Source organism: Pseudomonas sp. PAMC25584, from assembly GCF_058135675.1.
Genome location: NZ_CM176870.1, coordinates 350,401 through 365,414 on the forward strand (window position 1 = coordinate 350,401; position 15,014 = coordinate 365,414).

Genomic DNA, 15,014 nt, shown 5'->3' on the forward strand with positions numbered 1-15,014 from the left:
GTCTGCCCCTGTGGGCAGTCTTGTTGTGGCGCGACCCCAATCGATTTACCGCATGCCTCAGGCAGGTCGCGGTGACAGGTTTTGGGGCTGCTGTGCAGCCCAGCGGGAGCAAGCTCCCTCGCCACGCAAGCCCGCCCCCCTACTTGTACGCACATGTCTATCCCCGACCCTCCTCGCTTCAACTCGTCAGTCTTATCCCCTTCGATGTTTCTGTTTAGCGCCGGCGCCCCTATAATGGCTGCCTTTTTCGCCCAATGATTTTGCGGAGCTGGTGATGGCCGAACGTAAGGCGTCCGTCGAGCGCGACACTCTGGAAACCCAGATCAAAGCCTCGATCAACCTGGATGGCACCGGAAAGGCCCGATTTGATATCGGTGTACCTTTTCTTGAGCACATGCTGGACCAGATCGCCCGTCATGGGCTGATCGACCTGGATATCGTCAGCAAGGGCGACCTGCATATCGACGACCACCACACGGTGGAGGATGTCGGTATCACCCTCGGCCAGGCGTTTGCCAAGGCCATCGGCGACAAGAAAGGCATCCGTCGCTACGGCCACGCCTATGTCCCGCTGGATGAAGCGCTGTCGCGTGTGGTCATCGACTTCTCCGGCCGCCCAGGCCTGCAGATGCACGTGCCCTACACCCGCGCCACCGTGGGCGGTTTCGACGTTGACCTGTTCCAGGAATTCTTCCAGGGTTTCGTCAACCACGCACTCGTCAGCCTGCACATCGACAACCTGCGCGGCACCAACACCCACCACCAGATCGAAACCGTGTTCAAGGCATTCGGTCGCGCGCTGCGCATGGCGGTGGAGCTGGATGACCGTATGGCCGGGCAAATGCCATCGACCAAGGGCGTCCTGTAATGCAGACGGTCGCGGTTATCGATTACGGCATGGGTAACCTGCACTCGGTGGCCAAGGCCCTCGAACACGTAGGTGCCGGCAAGGTGCTGATCACCAGCGATGCCAATGTGATTCGCGAAGCCGACCGCGTGGTGTTCCCAGGCGTTGGCGCGATTCGCGATTGCATGGCTGAAATTCGTCGTTTGGGCTTTGACAGCCTGGTGCGTGAAGTCAGCCAGGACCGACCGTTCCTGGGTATCTGCGTGGGCATGCAAGCCTTGCTCGACAGCAGTGAAGAGAACGACGGCGTGGACTGCATCGGCTTGTTTCCAGGCCAGGTGAAGTTCTTCGGCAAGGACCTGCATGAAGACGGCGAGCATCTGAAAGTCCCGCACATGGGCTGGAACGAAGTGCGTCGCACCGTCGATCACCCGCTGTGGCATGAAATCCCGGACATGGCGCGCTTTTACTTCGTCCACAGCTATTACATCGCCGCCGGTAACCCGCGCCAGGTGGTGGGTGGCGGGCACTATGGCGTCGACTTTGCCGCCGCGCTGGCCGAAGGTTCGCGTTTTGCGGTGCAGTTCCACCCGGAGAAGAGCCATACACATGGCCTGCAATTGCTGCAGAACTTCGCTGCGTGGGACGGTCGCTGGTAAATGGCCAAGAAGCCGAAGCTGCCGATCCTGAACCTCACGCCCGAACAGGAGCGTGAGGCTACCAACAAGATCAAGCGCTTCATGGAGGACCGTTTCGAGCTCAAGCTGGGCTCGTTCGAGGTCGCTGAGATCCTTGAGTTGTTCACCCTTGAAGTTGCGCCGCACTATTACAACAGGGCGATTTTCGATACGCAGACGCTCCTTAGAGAAAGGTTCGAAAGTATCGAAAGCGACCTGTGGTCGCTTGAGAAACCCTGATTTCCCAAGCATTGCTGAATATCGAATAAGGTTTGCCAGATGCTGATTATCCCCGCTATCGATCTCAAGGACGGCGCTTGCGTGCGTCTGCGCCAGGGCCGCATGGAAGATTCCACGGTGTTCTCCGACGACCCGGTGAGCATGGCTGCCAAATGGGTGGAAGGTGGTTGCCGTCGTCTGCATCTGGTGGACTTGAACGGCGCCTTCGAAGGCCAGCCGGTCAATGGTGAAGTGGTGACCGCGATCGCCAAGCGTTACCCGAACCTGCCGATCCAGATCGGCGGCGGTATCCGCTCCCTGGAAACCATCGAACACTACGTCAAGGCTGGCGTGAGCTACGTGATCATCGGCACCAAGGCCGTGAAAGACCCAGCCTTCGTCGCCGAGGCCTGCCGTGCGTTCCCGGGCAAAGTGATCGTCGGCCTGGACGCCAAGGACGGTTTCGTCGCCACCGACGGCTGGGCTGAAATCAGCACGGTGCAGGTGATCGACCTGGCCAAGCAGTTCGAAGCCTGCGGCGTGTCCGCCATCGTTTATACCGACATCGCCAAAGACGGCATGATGCAGGGCTGCAACGTGCCGTTCACCGCTGCGCTGGCGGCAGCCACTAAGATCCCGGTGATCGCTTCCGGTGGCATCCATAACCTGGGTGACATCAAGTCGCTGCTGGACGCCCGGGCCCCTGGGATCATCGGCGCCATCACCGGCCGTGCGATCTACGAAGGTACCCTGGACGTCGCTGAAGCCCAGGCTTACTGCGATGCCTACAACGGCTGAGGACTGACCATGGCGCTGGCCAAACGCATCATCCCTTGCCTGGACGTCGACAACGGTCGCGTGGTCAAGGGCGTCAAGTTCGAGAACATCCGTGACGCCGGCGACCCGGTGGAAATCGCCCGTCGCTACGATGAGCAAGGTGCCGACGAGATTACCTTTCTCGACATCACCGCCAGCGTCGACGGTCGCGACACCACGCTGCATACCGTCGAGCGCATGGCCAGCCAGGTGTTCATCCCGTTGACTGTGGGCGGCGGCGTGCGCACCGTGCAAGACATCCGCAACCTGCTCAATGCCGGTGCGGACAAGGTCTCGATCAACACCGCTGCAGTGTTCAACCCGGAGTTCGTCGGCGAAGCCGCGCAGCACTTCGGCTCGCAGTGCATCGTGGTGGCCATCGACGCCAAGAAAGTCTCCGGCCCCGGCGAAACCCCGCGCTGGGAGATCTTCACCCACGGCGGGCGCAAGCCGACCGGCCTGGACGCGGTGGAGTGGGCGATGAAGATGGAAGGCCTGGGCGCCGGTGAAATCCTGCTGACCAGCATGGACCAGGATGGCATGAAAAACGGCTTCGACCTCGGCGTGACCCGCGCCATCAGCGATGCGCTGGGCATTCCGGTGATCGCCTCTGGCGGCGTCGGCAACCTGCAGCACCTGGCCGACGGCGTGATCGAAGGCCACGCCAGCGCCGTGCTGGCGGCGAGTATTTTCCACTTTGGCGAATACACCGTCCCCGAGGCCAAGGCATACATGGCCGCGCGCGGTATCGTGGTGCGCTAAACGCTGCTGGACACCATGGCAAGTGCGCGGCACTCTCTGCGCTTGCCATGGATTCCGGTAACTTTCATGTTCAAAGACCTGCTGCTCGCCCTCGCCAGTACTTCCGTGCTCATGATCGGTGCGGTTCAAGCCGAAGAATCGTCTGACGCCTCCCTGGTGTTGCTGACGGAAAACTTCCCGCCCTACAACATGGCGAAAAACGGCAAGAACTTCGCCACAGACGAGAACATCGAAGGCATCGCCGTGGACATCGTGCGCGAAACCTTCAAGCGTGCAGGCATTTCCTACAACCTCACCCTGCGCTTTCCTTGGGAGCGGATCTACAAACTCGCCCTGGAAAAACCCGGCTATGGCGTGTTCGTGATGGCTCGTCTGCCAGAGCGTGAAGCGCTGTTCAAATGGGTCGGCCCTATCGGCCCGGACGACTGGGTGATGCTGGCCAAGGCCGACAGCAAGATCCAACTTGGCGAACTGGCGCAGGCGCGGCGCTACAAGATTGGCGCCTACAGGGGCGACGCGATTGCCGAGACCCTGGAAAGGCGTGGCCTCAAGCCCGTGCTGGTGTTGCGTGACCAGGACAACGCGCAAAAGCTGCTGGATGGTCAGATCGACCTATGGGCCACCGGCGACCCGGCCGGCCGCTACCTGGCGCGCCAGGTCGGTGTGACCGGGCTCAAGACAGTCCTGCGTTTCAACAGTGCCCAGTTGTACCTGGCGTTGAACAAGGACGTGCCGGATGAGACGGTGGCCAAGCTGCAGGCGGCGTTGGATCAATTGCGCCAGGAAGGCCTGCTGGACCAGATCATGGCGCGCTATTTGTAGCGATAGGTGCCGTTCTTGCCGTGCGCCGCCATCGCCTGATTGCTGCGCACGCTGATCATCAGCTTGATATCAATCCATTCCACGCCCTGGGCCTTGAGCTTGGGCAGTTCGCGTTCGAGCACCGCCAGGGTCTGTGGATAAGGATGGCCGATCATCACCGCTGAGCCCTGTTTATGGGCCAGTCTGATTGCGCTCTGCAATTGCGTGGTGATCGCGGCTTCGGTGCGTTCATCGTCGAGGAACACATCCCGCGAGATACTGGCCAGGCCGATCTTCTGCGCTTCGGCGGCACCGACGGTCTGCGCGCTGGTGCGGCTGTCGACAAAGAACTTGTGACGCCGTTGCAACTCGCCCATCAGCCAGGCCATGGCTTCGGGCTGGGCGGTCATGCGGCTGCCCATGTGATTGTTGATGCCGGCGGTGTAGGGCACGGCCTTGAACGCGGCGTCCAGGCGTTTGCCGAGTTCTTCGATAGGCAGCTCGGGGTGCCAGGCGAACGGCCCGGTGGCCGGGTCCATGGGCATGTGCAGGATCACGACCTTGCCGGCTTTGTGCGCTTCGCGGGCGAATTCGGCGGCATGGGGCGTGTCGGGCATGATCGCCGTGGTCACCGGGCCGGGCAGGGCCAGCACGCGGCGATCTCGGGGCAGGTTTTGCCCCAGGTCGTCGATGATCAGGGTCAGGTAGGCTTTGTGCGGCTCGCTGGCCGGGGTCGCGTGGGCGACCCCGGCCAGGCTGCACAGTGCAGCGATGATCAGGGCAGCGCGCATATCAACGGCTGCGCGTGATGCTCAAGCCCTTGAGCAGGCTCAACGCCTGGGCCAGTTGATAATCATCGTCCTGCGGCATTGGTTTGGCTTTGGTGCTGCTGCCGGTAGGCTGGTCGGCGCCGCCGTTGCCATTGCCCAGGTGACCTTGCAGGTCGGCTTCCTTGTAGTACTCGCTGTCGGCCTCGTTGGTGATCTTGGCCTTGCGCACTTCGATGTCCGGCACGATGCCCTGGGCCTGGATCGAGCGGCCGTTCGGCGTGTAGTAAAGCGCGGTGGTGATTTTCAGGGCGCGCTCGTTGTTCAGCGGCAACACGGTTTGCACCGAGCCTTTGCCGAAGCTGGTGGTGCCCATCAGCACGCCGCGCTTCTGGTCTTGCAGGGCGCCGGCGACGATCTCCGAGGCCGAGGCGCTGCCGCCGTTGATCAGCACAGCCAGCGGCACGTTTTCGCTGAGGTCGTTGCCGGTGGCCGAGAAGCGCAGCTCGGAGTTGGCGATACGGCCCTTGGTGTAGACGATCAAGCCTTTGGTGATGAAGTGGTCGACCACTTCCACCGCCGACTGCAGCACGCCGCCGGGGTTGTTGCGCAGGTCGAGCACGATGCCGTTGAGCTTCTTGCCGTTGTCTTTACGCAGCTTGGCCAGGGCCTTGGCCACTTCGTCGCCGGTCTTGACCTGGAACTGGGTGATGCGGATGTAGCCGTAGCCCGACTCCAGCAACTGGCTCTTCACGCTCTTGACCGTGATGGTCGCGCGGGCCAGGGTCACGTCGAACGGGTTACCGCCGTCGCGCACCAGGGTCAGGGTAATTTTCTGGCCGATCTTGCCGCGCATCTTGTCGACGGCTTCGGTCATGGTCTGGCCGCGGGTCGGTTGGCCGTTGATCTTGACGATCAGGTCACCGGCCTGGATGCCGGCCTTGGACGCCGGGGTGTCGTCGATCGGCGAGACCACTTTGATCTGGCCATCTTCGGCGCCGACTTCAATGCCCAGGCCACCGAACTCACCGCTGGTGCTTTCCTGCAGCTCGGCGAAATCTTCCGGGCCGAGGTACGCGGAGTGCGGGTCGAGGTTGCTGAGCATGCCCTTGACGGCATTTTCCAGCAGGGTCTTGTCGTCTACGGGTTCGACATAGGCTGCCTTGATCCGGTCCATGACCTCGGCAAAGGTGCGCAGCTCGTCCAGCGGCAACGGCGCCTTGGTGGTCGCGGCCGTGCCAGCGGGTGCAGCCGGTGCGGCCTGGTCGGCGAAAGCCAGAGGCGCGCCGATCACCAGAGCGATCGTCAGGGCCAGCGAAGTGAGGCGGGACAAATGCAGCATGTCGAACGAACTCCTAATGTAGATGCGACCCTATCCTTGGGTGCGGCACCATTGTGCAGGGTCGCTCGGGCGGCCCTGCTGACGAATAGCGAAGTACAGCGCCGGGGTGTCCTGGCCGCCACTGTTACCGACAGTGGAGATGGATTCACCGGCTTTTACCACATCACCTGCCGACTTGAGTAAAGTCTGATTGTGGCCATAAAGACTCAAATAGCCATTACCGTGGTCGAGAATCACCAATAGACCGGCGCCCCGCAACCAATCGGCAAACACCACGCGACCGCCGTGGACGGCGTGGACCTGGCTGCCGGCGGCGGCACTGATCATCACCCCATCCCACTTGGCGCGGGTGTCATCGCCACGGGTTTCCCCAAAGCGTGCCAGTAGTCGACCATCAACGGGCCATGGAAGTTTGCCGCGAGCTGAAGCAAAAGGGCCGCCGAAGGATTCGCCCGCGCTGGAAACCAGCGGGCCAGGCGCTGCATGCGCCGGTTTACGTGGGGCCGGAGCGTCGGTAGTGGCTGCCAGTTCGGCCTCACGCTGACGCTTTTTTTCTGCTTCCTGCTGGGCGATCAGCGCTTTTTGTCGCGCTTCCTCGGCCTCGCGTGCCTGGCGGGCCAGGGTTTCTTCGATGGTTTTCAACACTTTGCCGAGGTCGGCCTGGTCCTGCTCGCGGGCTTGCAGCTTAGCGTCACGGGCCTTCACGTCGTCATTGAGCTTGGCCAGGGCCAGTTGGCGTTCCTTGCGCACCTTGTCGAGCTGGTCGCGCTGGGTGTCGAGGGCGCTTTTCTGGTCGAGCAACTGTGACTGCTGGTCGGCGATTTCCTGTTCGACGTTGGCCAGTTGGCGCAGGGTTTCGTTGAAACCCTTCAATTGAGCCAGGCGGGCCTTGCTCAGGTAATCGTAGTAGGTGAGGGTGCGCGCGAATTTTTCCGGGTTCTGCTGGTTGAGCAGCAGCTTGAGGTATTCCTGGCGGCCGCTCTGGTAGGCGGCGCGGGCCTGGATCGCGATCAGGCGTTGCTGTTCAACGCGTGCGCTCTGGAGTTTTTTTTTCTCAGCGTCGAGTCGCTCCAGTTCCGACTCGCTCTTCTTTAATTCTTTTTGTAGCTCCTGGACTTGTTTCTCCAGCTGGCCCATTTCGGTTTCCGTGCCGCGCAGGTCTTTCTGCACCCCGGATTTTTCTTCCTGGAGCTTGCCGAGCAGTTTTTTCAGCTCGGTAATGTCCTGACGCGTAGCGTCCAACTGTTGTTGGGTTTGTGCGCGCTCATCGGCAAATGCCGGTTGGAGCAAGCAGACAAGAGCGAGGGTAATCAAGGCGCGAAGCATAGAGGCGGGCGACACCAGGGAAATGGACGGCCTAGTATGCCCGCCAAGCGCTGCAAAAAAAACGCCCATTTGGGGCTTCTGGGCAAGATAGGTGCCGAGTGGCAGTGGTATGGCGAAAAGACACCTACCCAACGCAGAGAGTCCAATGTGGGAGGGGGCTTGCCCCCGATTGCGGTGTGTCAGTCACCTGATGAGTTGACTGGTCCACTGCTATCGGGGGCAAGCCCCCTCCCACATTGATTTTCGGTGTTGCTTAGATCAGACCAGGATTGAGGTGCCGGTCATCTCTTTCGGCTTCTCCAGCCCCATCAACATCAACATGGTCGGCGCCACATCGGCCAGCACGCCGCCGTTGCGCACTTTGAAGTCGCGCTTGCCGACGTAGATGAACGGCACCGGCTCGGTGGTGTGGGCAGTGTGGGCTTGTCCGGTGGATTCGTCGGACATTTGCTCGCAGTTGCCGTGGTCGGCGGTGATAAGCGCTTCGCCGCCGACTTTTTCCAGGGCTTCGACGATGCGGCCCACGCACAGGTCCAGGCATTCCACCGCCTTGACCGCGGCGGCCAGGTTGCCGCTGTGGCCGACCATGTCGCCGTTGGCGTAGTTGACCACGATCACGTCATAACGCTGGTGATCAATGGCATCGACGATCTTGTCGGTCACTTCCGGCGCGCTCATTTCCGGCTGCAGGTCGTAGGTCGCGACTTTTGGCGACGGGATCAGGATGCGCTCTTCGCCCGGGAACGGTTCTTCGCGGCCACCGGAAAAGAAGAAGGTCACGTGGGCATATTTCTCGGTTTCGGCGATGCGTAGCTGGGTCTTGCCGTTTTTCGCCAGGTAGTCGCCCAGCACGTTTTCCAGGCTGCCCGGGGCAAAAGCCGACGGGGCCGGGATGTTGGCGGCGTATTGGGTGAGCATGACGAACTCGACGTTCGGCTGGCGCGCGCGTTCGAAGTCCTTGAAACCGGCATCGACGAATACGTGGCTCAGCTCGCGGGCACGGTCGGCGCGGAAGTTCATGAACACTACGGCATCGCCGTCTTCGACTTTCACCGGCTCGCCGATGGTCGTGGCTTTGACGAACTCATCGCTCTCGCCACGCGCGTAGGCGGCTTCCAGGCCTTCCTGGGCGGTGGCGGCGTTGAATTCGGCCTGGCCGTCGACGATCAGGTTGTAGGCCTGGGACACGCGGTCCCAGCGGTTGTCGCGGTCCATGGCGAAATAGCGACCGACCAGGCTGGCGATACGGCCCTTGCCCAGGGCGGCGAAGGCGGCGTCCAGCAGTTCGATCGACGACTGCGCGCTTTTCGGCGGCGTGTCGCGGCCGTCGAGGAAGGCGTGCAGGTAGATCTTGTCGGCGCCGCGCTTGAAGGCCAGTTCGGCCATGGCCACGAGATGGTCCTGGTGGCTGTGTACGCCACCGTCGGACAGCAGGCCCATGAAGTGAACGGCCTTGCCGGCGGCGACGGCTTTATCGACTGCCGCGCAGATGGTCGGGTTCTCGAAGAACTCGCCATCGCGGATCGCTTTGGTCACGCGGGTGAAGTCCTGATAGACCACTCGTCCGGCGCCGAGATTCATATGGCCGACTTCCGAGTTGCCCATTTGGCCGTCCGGCAGGCCCACATCCATGCCCGAACCGGAGATCAGGCCGTTGGGCAGGGTGGCGGTCAGGCGGTCCAGCACCGGCTTGTTGGCCGAGTACACGGCGTTGTCGTGGTGGCTTTCACTGTGTCCGAAGCCATCGAGAATTATCAGGACCAAAGGTTTAGGCGTCGTAGTCATAGATCCTCTCGCGGCGGTAATTAATGAAGGGGATTGAAAAGGGAGTGGCAGTTTAAAGCGAAGTTCCGACCACGTCACCGCTTTACGGGGGTTGGCCCCCCCTGACGGCTGTGTATACTTACCGCCATTTTAACGCCCTGGAACCTCCTTGATGGTTGATCACCTGATTGCATTTGCCACTGCCCACTACCTGCTCGCGGGTGCCTTCGTCATCCTGCTGGCGCTGCTGATCGCTCATGAAATGAGCCGCGGTGGCCGCAGCCTGAGCACGTCGGAGCTGACCGCGCTGGTCAACAAGGATGAGGCCGTTGTCGTGGATATCCGTCCGGCCAAGGATTTTGCCGCCGGTCATATCGTCGGTGCCCTGAACATTCCCCAGGACAAGCTGATCGCGCGCCTGGCCGAGCTGGAAAAGCACAAGGCCAAGACCATCATCCTGGTCGACGCCCAAGGCCAGCATTCCGGCACTCACGCCCGCGAAATGCTCAAGACCGGCTTCACCGCCGCCAAGCTGTCTGGTGGTATCAGCAGCTGGCGCGCCGATAACCTGCCGCTGGTGAAGTGATATGAGCCAGGTTGTCGTGTATTCCAGCGATTGGTGCCCTTACTGCATGCGGGCCAAGGCCTTGCTGGAGAAGAAGGGTGTTGCCTTCGGAGAGATCAAGGTCGACGGCAAACCCCAGGTGCGCGCCGAAATGGCCCAGAAGGCGGGGCGCACGTCCGTGCCGCAGATCTGGATCGGCGCCAAGCACATCGGCGGATGCGATGACCTGTTTGCCCTTGAGCGCGCCGGAAAGCTGGACGCGCTGCTTCACGTCTGACTCCTAAACCCTAAAAGACCCCAAGATCAAGAAGGATCTGCGATGACTGACCAACAGAACACCGAAGCAGCAGAAGCCCAAGGCCCACAGTTTTCGCTGCAGCGCATCTATGTGCGCGACCTGTCGTTCGAAGCACCGAAAAGCCCGGCCATCTTCCGTCAGGAATGGACCCCAAGCGTTGCGCTGGACCTGAACACCCGTCAAAAAGCGCTGGAAGGTGACTTCCACGAAGTCGTGCTGACCCTGTCGGTCACCGTCAAGAATGGCGAAGAAGTGGCCTTCATCGCTGAAGTGCAACAGGCCGGTATCTTCCTGATCCAGGGCCTGGACGAAGCGTCCATGAGCCACACCCTGGGTGCGTTCTGCCCGAACATCCTGTTCCCGTATGCCCGCGAGACCCTGGACAGCCTGGTCACCCGTGGCTCGTTCCCGGCGCTGATGCTGGCTCCGGTGAACTTCGATGCCCTGTACGCGCAAGAGCTGCAGCGCATGCAACAGGAAGGCGCACCGACTGTTCAATAAGTCGATGCGGTAAAAAATGTGGGAGGGGGCTTGCCCCCGATTGCGGTGGATCAGTCAGGTAGATGTCGACTGACACTCCGGCATCGGGGGCAAGCCCCCTCCCACATTTGTTTTGTGCGTTACTTGAAGCCGAGTTGGCGCCAGCCTTCGTAGACGGCTATGGCGACGGTGTTGGACAGGTTCAGGCTGCGGCAACCTTCGCGCATCGGCAGACGCAGGCGATGGCCGTCGGGCAGGGCGTCGAGCACCTCGGCGGGCAGGCCACGGCTTTCCGGGCCGAACAGGAAGGCGTCGCCGTCGGCGAAGCTGGCATCATGGAACGGCCGCGAGCCCTTGGTGGTGAACGCGAACAACCGAGGGTGGCCCAGGCTTTCCAGGCAACTGGCGAGGTCGGCGTGGCGCTTGAGGGTGGCGTACTCGTGGTAGTCCAGCCCGGCGCGGCGCAGGCGCTTGTCGTCCATGTCGAAGCCCAGGGGCTCGATCAAATGCAGGTGGCAGCCACTGTTGGCGCACAGCCTGATAACGTTGCCGGTATTCGGCGGAATTTCTGGTTGAAAAAGGATGACGTGAAACATGCACGGCTCCGAAGGCAAAGATGCGCTGCATTCTACCCTCGAAGAGGACCCCAGGCCGAAGCTATTGCCGAGGGTTTTGGGCTCTTTGGCGATTGTCGGCCTGATGGTCGGCCTGATGATCGGTCGTCTGACTACCCCGGACCCGGTCGAGTTGCTGCAGGTGACGCCGGCAACTGACGGTGCGGTGGTGTGGTTCAACAGCGAACCCAAGCTGCATGGCGAGCATATCGACGGCACCGTGGCGCTGTTGTTCGACGCGCAGGGCCAGGCTGCCAGCGGGCAGCTCAAGGTCAATGACAAGGATGTGAACTGGCGCGTGCGCAAGACCGATGGCGGTCTGTTGCTCAGCCTGGTGGCGGCGCGGCCGTTGCGTGGGGAATGGTCGGGAGAGAAGGCTGAAGGCCGCTGGCGGCTGGAGATCCATCTCCAAGAGCAATAAAAGAGGGAATCCCCGGCCTGCCTGTACCAAGGTTCCCGAAACGGGCTGGGGCTATGGGCGCTGTGCCGCATAAGCCCCGGGTGTAAAGAAGGGAGTTCCCGGCCTGCCTGTACCAGGGCTCCCAAAACGGGGTGAAGCCAGTGGGCTTCGGTGTTAAAGAGGGAATCCCCGGCCTGCCTGTACCGAGGTTCCCCAAAGCGGTGTGGAGCGCGACGCGGTTCGCATCAAGCACCCCGGGTGTAAAGAGGGGATTCTCGGCCTGCCTGTACCAAGGTCCCCGAAACTGGGTTGTATCGGGGTTGTTGCAGGGGGCGTGCCACAGTGGCCAAGGTGCCCAAAAAAAACTCTCCAGACAGCGCAAAGCCCCGGGATACGGGGCTTTGGTGTTTTCGGTTTTCAGATTTTATTCAGTGAGGCTGAGGTTTCAGGTGTTGGTGCCGTGCTCGATGCCGGTTCATGCTGCATTGAAGCGGTGCATGCTTGTGAAACCTTGTGAAGATCTAAATGTGGGAGGGGGCTTGCCCCCGATGGCGGTGGGTCAGTCAAATAGATGTCGACTGACACTCCGGCATCGGGGGCAAGCCCCCTCCCACATTGGATCTTCAGTGGACCTGAGATTCAGCCCTCATCACCTTCGTCATCATCCCCGCCATCCACCTTCATCCCCAGCTCCTTGATCTTGCGCGTCAGGGTGTTGCGGCCCCAACCCAGCAGCACGGCAGCATCGCGGCGGCGACCGGCGGTGTGCTTGAGGGCGGTTTCGATCATGATCCGCTCGAAGGCCGGCACGGCGCTGTCCAGCAGGTTCGACTGGCCGCGTGCCAGGGCCTGGTCGGCCCATTGGCGCAGCGCCTGTTCCCAGTTGGTCACGGGGGCCGAATCCTGCGGCAGGCTGAGCAATTCCGGTGGCAGGTCGCCGATATGCACTTCGCGCCCGGACGCCATCACCGTGATCCAGCGGCAGGTGTTCTCCAACTGGCGCACGTTGCCGGGCCATGGCAGGTTCTTCAGGTATTCCTCGGTCTCGCTTTTCAGCAGCTTCGGCTCGACGGCCAGCTCCTGGGCGGCGCGGCTGAGGAAGTGGCGCGCGAGGGTCGGGATGTCTTCGCGACGGTCCGACATGCGCGGGATATGGATGCGGATCACGTTGAGGCGGTGGAACAAGTCCTCACGGAACTTGCCCGCATGCACCAGGGTTTCCAGGTTCTGGTGAGTCGCGGCGATGATGCGCACGTCGACCTTGACCGGCGTATGCCCGCCCACACGGTAGAACTCGCCGTCCGCCAGTACGCGCAGCAAGCGGGTCTGGGTATCGGCCGGCATGTCGCCGATTTCATCGAGAAACAGTGTGCCGCCGTCCGCTTGTTCAAAGCGCCCGCGTCGCAGGTTGGCCGCGCCGGTGAAGGCACCTTTCTCGTGGCCGAACAGCTCGGATTCCATCAAGTCCTTGGGAATCGCCGCCATGTTCAGCGCGATAAACGGCGACGCCGCCCGTGGGCTGTGGCGGTGCAGGGCGTGGGCCACCAGTTCTTTACCGGTGCCCGACTCGCCATTGATCAGCACGGTGATGTTGGAGTGGCTCAAGCGCCCGATGGCGCGAAACACTTCCTGCATCGCCGGCGCTTCACCGATGATTTCCGGGGTGCGGGTCAGGGCGGGCGGGGCTTCCTGGTTCTGCTGTTCCTGGGCGTGCTGGTTGGCGCGCTTGACCAGCGCCACCGCTTCATCCACGTCGAACGGCTTGGGCAGGTATTCAAAGGCACCGCCCTGATAGGACGCCACAGCGCTGTCCAGGTCCGAGTGCGCGGTCATGATGATCACCGGCAGGCGCGGGTGTTGCTCGCGAATCCGTGCCAGCAGGTCCAGGCCGCTGGCACCGGGCATGCGGATGTCGGAGATGATCACGTCGGGCTGCTGGCGCGCCAGGCGGCTCATCACCCCATCAGCGCTGTCGAAGCTCTGGGTGGTCATGCCTTCCTGTTGCAGGGCTTTCTCGAGGACCCAGCGGATAGAACGGTCGTCATCGACGATCCAGACAGTTTCACTACGGCTCATGTCGATGGGGCTCCTTGTTCCAGAGGCAGAAAGATCGAGAACGTGGTGTGGCCAGGATGGCTCTCACATTCGATCAGACCCTGGTGCTGGCTGATGATGTTCTGGGTAATGGCCAGGCCCAGCCCGGTACCGTCCGGGCGGCCGCTGACCATGGGAAAGAAAATGGTTTCCTGCAGTTCTGCAGGAATGCCCGGGCCGTTGTCGGTGATTTCGACTTTGGTTACCAGGCGATGGCGCACGTGGCCGATGGTGAACTGGCGCAAGGCGCGGGTGCGCAGGCTGATGCGGCCCAGGCGCAGCTCGTTCTGGCTGCTGATGGCCTGCATGGCGTTGCGCACGATATTGAGTACCGCCTGGATCATCTGCTCGCGGTCGATCAAGACGTCGGGAATGCTTGGGTCATAGTCGCGCACCAACGTGATGCAACCCTGGCTTTCGGCCTCGACCAGATGACAGACACGCTCCAGCACTTCATGCACGTTGGTCATCGCCAGCGACGGCAGCTTGTTGGAGCCGAGCATACGGTCCACCAGGTTGCGCAGGCGGTCGGCCTCTTCGATGATCACGTTGGTGTAGTCCTTGAGGTGCTCGTCCGGCAGCTCGCGCGCCAGCAATTGCGCCGCGCCGCGAATCCCGCCCAGCGGGTTCTTGATCTCGTGGGCCAGGCCGCGCACCAGCATCTTGCTGGTCTCCTGCTTGGACAGCTGCGCTTCTTCCTTGGTGATGCGCAGCAGGCGGTCACGCGGGTGGACTTCGAGCAGCAGCAGGGTGCTGCCGTTGCTCAGGATCGGGGTCACGGCGTAGTCGACGGTCAGGGTCTGGCCGGTCAGGGCGGTGAGCATCGCTTCGCGCTTGGTGAACGGGTGTGCCTGCTCCACCGCCTGGCGCAACGAGCTCAAGGCTTCGGCCGACTCGGTGAACAATTCGCTGATGAACTGCCCATGGCTGCGCTGGCCGCTGATGGCCAGGAGCATCTCTGCCGCCGGGTTCATGTACTCAAGGCGCAGGTCGTCATTGAGCAGGATGGTCGCGGTGGTCAGGTTGTCGAGTAACAAACGGTGCAGTGCATCGCTGATGGTCATCAGGACCTCTTTTGGAGCAAGGCGCGGGCTTGAGGCACACGCTGATACAAGGAAAATGCAAAAACCAAACCAAGGCTCCGAAAAGAAGCGTTTAAGCCCTGAAATAGGGGTTTAAGGCGCGAAACTGTGGCGTTCTGCCAGCTTTGTCGGGTAGTTTCGAACCAAAATGGGCTGGGCC

General features: G+C 61.8%; 17 protein-coding genes. 10 read left to right on the top strand and 7 right to left on the bottom strand.

What is annotated here, in order from left to right:
* Positions 1 to 274: 274 nt before the first annotated feature.
* The 6 genes from hisB (at position 275) to ACS5Q8_RS01580 (ending at position 4,143) form a co-directional block, all read left to right on the top strand.
* Entirely contained in the window at positions 275 to 868 is a 594-nt protein-coding gene (gene hisB / locus ACS5Q8_RS01555; protein ID WP_003218037.1) for an imidazoleglycerol-phosphate dehydratase HisB, read from the top strand.
* On the top strand, positions 868 to 1,506 hold the full coding sequence (hisH, locus tag ACS5Q8_RS01560) for an imidazole glycerol phosphate synthase subunit HisH (RefSeq protein ID WP_145159878.1): 639 nt from the start codon (positions 868 to 870) through the stop codon (positions 1,504 to 1,506). Before hisB ends, hisH begins: the two co-directional genes overlap by 1 nt.
* Positions 1,507 to 1,764: a DUF2164 domain-containing protein gene (locus ACS5Q8_RS01565; protein WP_247397309.1), complete on the top strand. Its 258-nt coding sequence runs from the start codon at positions 1,507 to 1,509 to the stop codon at positions 1,762 to 1,764.
* Between the two features lie 39 nt (positions 1,765 to 1,803).
* A complete protein-coding gene (hisA, locus tag ACS5Q8_RS01570; protein WP_276195865.1) occupies positions 1,804 to 2,541 on the top strand; it encodes a 1-(5-phosphoribosyl)-5-[(5-phosphoribosylamino)methylideneamino]imidazole-4-carboxamide isomerase in 738 nt (245 codons plus the stop codon).
* 9 nt (positions 2,542 to 2,550) lie between these two features.
* Positions 2,551 to 3,321, top strand: coding sequence for an imidazole glycerol phosphate synthase subunit HisF (gene hisF, locus ACS5Q8_RS01575; RefSeq protein ID WP_003171107.1), 771 nt, complete (start codon positions 2,551 to 2,553; stop codon positions 3,319 to 3,321).
* Between the two features lie 66 nt (positions 3,322 to 3,387).
* Positions 3,388 to 4,143 (top strand): substrate-binding periplasmic protein, encoded by a 756-nt coding sequence (locus ACS5Q8_RS01580; protein WP_426102695.1) that lies wholly within the window; start codon positions 3,388 to 3,390, stop codon positions 4,141 to 4,143.
* Here ACS5Q8_RS01580 and ACS5Q8_RS01585 read toward each other — a convergent pair.
* The 4 genes from ACS5Q8_RS01585 to gpmI all read right to left on the bottom strand — a co-directional run bounded on the left by ACS5Q8_RS01585 (position 4,134) and on the right by gpmI (position 9,342).
* On the bottom strand, positions 4,134 to 4,913 hold the full coding sequence (locus ACS5Q8_RS01585) for a divergent polysaccharide deacetylase family protein (protein ID WP_465159772.1): 780 nt from the start codon (positions 4,911 to 4,913) through the stop codon (positions 4,134 to 4,136). The genes ACS5Q8_RS01580 and ACS5Q8_RS01585 overlap by 10 nt on opposite strands.
* Position 4,914: 1 nt before the next feature.
* Entirely contained in the window at positions 4,915 to 6,231 is a 1,317-nt protein-coding gene (locus ACS5Q8_RS01590) for a S41 family peptidase (protein WP_465159773.1), read from the bottom strand.
* A 30-nt stretch (positions 6,232 to 6,261) separates the two neighbouring features.
* The gene (locus ACS5Q8_RS01595; RefSeq protein WP_247397316.1) at positions 6,262 to 7,557 is read right to left on the bottom strand and encodes a murein hydrolase activator EnvC family protein; all 1,296 of its coding nucleotides are present in this window, start codon (positions 7,555 to 7,557) and stop codon (positions 6,262 to 6,264) included.
* A 258-nt stretch (positions 7,558 to 7,815) separates the two neighbouring features.
* Complete coding sequence (gene gpmI, locus ACS5Q8_RS01600; protein WP_276195871.1) at positions 7,816 to 9,342, bottom strand: 2,3-bisphosphoglycerate-independent phosphoglycerate mutase; 1,527 nt, start codon at positions 9,340 to 9,342, stop codon at positions 7,816 to 7,818.
* A gap of 151 nt (positions 9,343 to 9,493) precedes the next feature.
* On the opposite strand from gpmI, the gene ACS5Q8_RS01605 reads away from it, so the two are divergent.
* The 3 genes from ACS5Q8_RS01605 to secB are packed head-to-tail and all read left to right on the top strand — an operon-like array spanning position 9,494 to position 10,685.
* Positions 9,494 to 9,907 carry a rhodanese-like domain-containing protein gene (locus ACS5Q8_RS01605; RefSeq protein ID WP_017849931.1) on the top strand — a complete coding sequence of 138 codons (414 nt, stop codon included), beginning with the start codon at positions 9,494 to 9,496 and terminating at the stop codon, positions 9,905 to 9,907.
* Position 9,908: 1 nt separating this feature from the next.
* On the top strand, positions 9,909 to 10,163 hold the full coding sequence (gene grxC, locus ACS5Q8_RS01610) for a glutaredoxin 3 (protein ID WP_276195874.1): 255 nt from the start codon (positions 9,909 to 9,911) through the stop codon (positions 10,161 to 10,163).
* 42 nt (positions 10,164 to 10,205) lie between these two features.
* Positions 10,206 to 10,685, top strand: coding sequence for a protein-export chaperone SecB (gene secB / locus ACS5Q8_RS01615; protein ID WP_014716520.1), 480 nt, complete (start codon positions 10,206 to 10,208; stop codon positions 10,683 to 10,685).
* A 119-nt stretch (positions 10,686 to 10,804) separates the two neighbouring features.
* Here secB and ACS5Q8_RS01620 read toward each other — a convergent pair whose 3' ends face one another.
* On the bottom strand, positions 10,805 to 11,260 hold the full coding sequence (locus tag ACS5Q8_RS01620; protein ID WP_247397321.1) for a tRNA (cytidine(34)-2'-O)-methyltransferase: 456 nt from the start codon (positions 11,258 to 11,260) through the stop codon (positions 10,805 to 10,807).
* Here ACS5Q8_RS01620 and ACS5Q8_RS01625 point away from each other — a divergent pair.
* Positions 11,259 to 11,699 carry a hypothetical protein gene (locus ACS5Q8_RS01625; RefSeq protein WP_276195878.1) on the top strand — a complete coding sequence of 147 codons (441 nt, stop codon included), beginning with the start codon at positions 11,259 to 11,261 and terminating at the stop codon, positions 11,697 to 11,699. The genes ACS5Q8_RS01620 and ACS5Q8_RS01625 overlap by 2 nt on opposite strands.
* A gap of 618 nt (positions 11,700 to 12,317) precedes the next feature.
* Here the strand turns inward: ACS5Q8_RS01625 and ntrC are convergent.
* Entirely contained in the window at positions 12,318 to 13,754 is a 1,437-nt protein-coding gene (gene ntrC / locus ACS5Q8_RS01630; protein ID WP_247397323.1) for a nitrogen regulation protein NR(I), read from the bottom strand.
* Positions 13,751 to 14,836 (bottom strand): nitrogen regulation protein NR(II), encoded by a 1,086-nt coding sequence (glnL, locus tag ACS5Q8_RS01635; RefSeq protein ID WP_276195879.1) that lies wholly within the window; start codon positions 14,834 to 14,836, stop codon positions 13,751 to 13,753. Before glnL ends, ntrC begins: the two co-directional genes overlap by 4 nt.
* Positions 14,837 to 15,014 lie beyond the last annotated feature (178 nt).

Coding starts and splice junctions, on each gene's coding strand:
- hisA (WP_276195865.1), top strand. CDS start 1,804: ATGCTGATTATCCCCGCTATCGATCTCAAGGACGGCGCTTGCGTGCGT.
- ACS5Q8_RS01585 (WP_465159772.1), bottom strand. CDS start 4,913: ATGCGCGCTGCCCTGATCATCGCTGCACTGTGCAGCCTGGCCGGGGTC.
- ACS5Q8_RS01590 (WP_465159773.1), bottom strand. CDS start 6,231: ATGCTGCATTTGTCCCGCCTCACTTCGCTGGCCCTGACGATCGCTCTG.
- ACS5Q8_RS01580 (WP_426102695.1), top strand. CDS start 3,388: ATGTTCAAAGACCTGCTGCTCGCCCTCGCCAGTACTTCCGTGCTCATG.
- hisB (WP_003218037.1), top strand. CDS start 275: ATGGCCGAACGTAAGGCGTCCGTCGAGCGCGACACTCTGGAAACCCAG.
- ACS5Q8_RS01595 (WP_247397316.1), bottom strand. CDS start 7,557: ATGCTTCGCGCCTTGATTACCCTCGCTCTTGTCTGCTTGCTCCAACCG.
- grxC (WP_276195874.1), top strand. CDS start 9,909: ATGAGCCAGGTTGTCGTGTATTCCAGCGATTGGTGCCCTTACTGCATG.
- secB (WP_014716520.1), top strand. CDS start 10,206: ATGACTGACCAACAGAACACCGAAGCAGCAGAAGCCCAAGGCCCACAG.
- ntrC (WP_247397323.1), bottom strand. CDS start 13,754: ATGAGCCGTAGTGAAACTGTCTGGATCGTCGATGACGACCGTTCTATC.
- ACS5Q8_RS01565 (WP_247397309.1), top strand. CDS start 1,507: ATGGCCAAGAAGCCGAAGCTGCCGATCCTGAACCTCACGCCCGAACAG.
- hisH (WP_145159878.1), top strand. CDS start 868: ATGCAGACGGTCGCGGTTATCGATTACGGCATGGGTAACCTGCACTCG.
- hisF (WP_003171107.1), top strand. CDS start 2,551: ATGGCGCTGGCCAAACGCATCATCCCTTGCCTGGACGTCGACAACGGT.
- ACS5Q8_RS01620 (WP_247397321.1), bottom strand. CDS start 11,260: ATGTTTCACGTCATCCTTTTTCAACCAGAAATTCCGCCGAATACCGGC.
- glnL (WP_276195879.1), bottom strand. CDS start 14,836: ATGACCATCAGCGATGCACTGCACCGTTTGTTACTCGACAACCTGACC.
- gpmI (WP_276195871.1), bottom strand. CDS start 9,342: ATGACTACGACGCCTAAACCTTTGGTCCTGATAATTCTCGATGGCTTC.
- ACS5Q8_RS01605 (WP_017849931.1), top strand. CDS start 9,494: ATGGTTGATCACCTGATTGCATTTGCCACTGCCCACTACCTGCTCGCG.
- ACS5Q8_RS01625 (WP_276195878.1), top strand. CDS start 11,259: ATGCACGGCTCCGAAGGCAAAGATGCGCTGCATTCTACCCTCGAAGAG.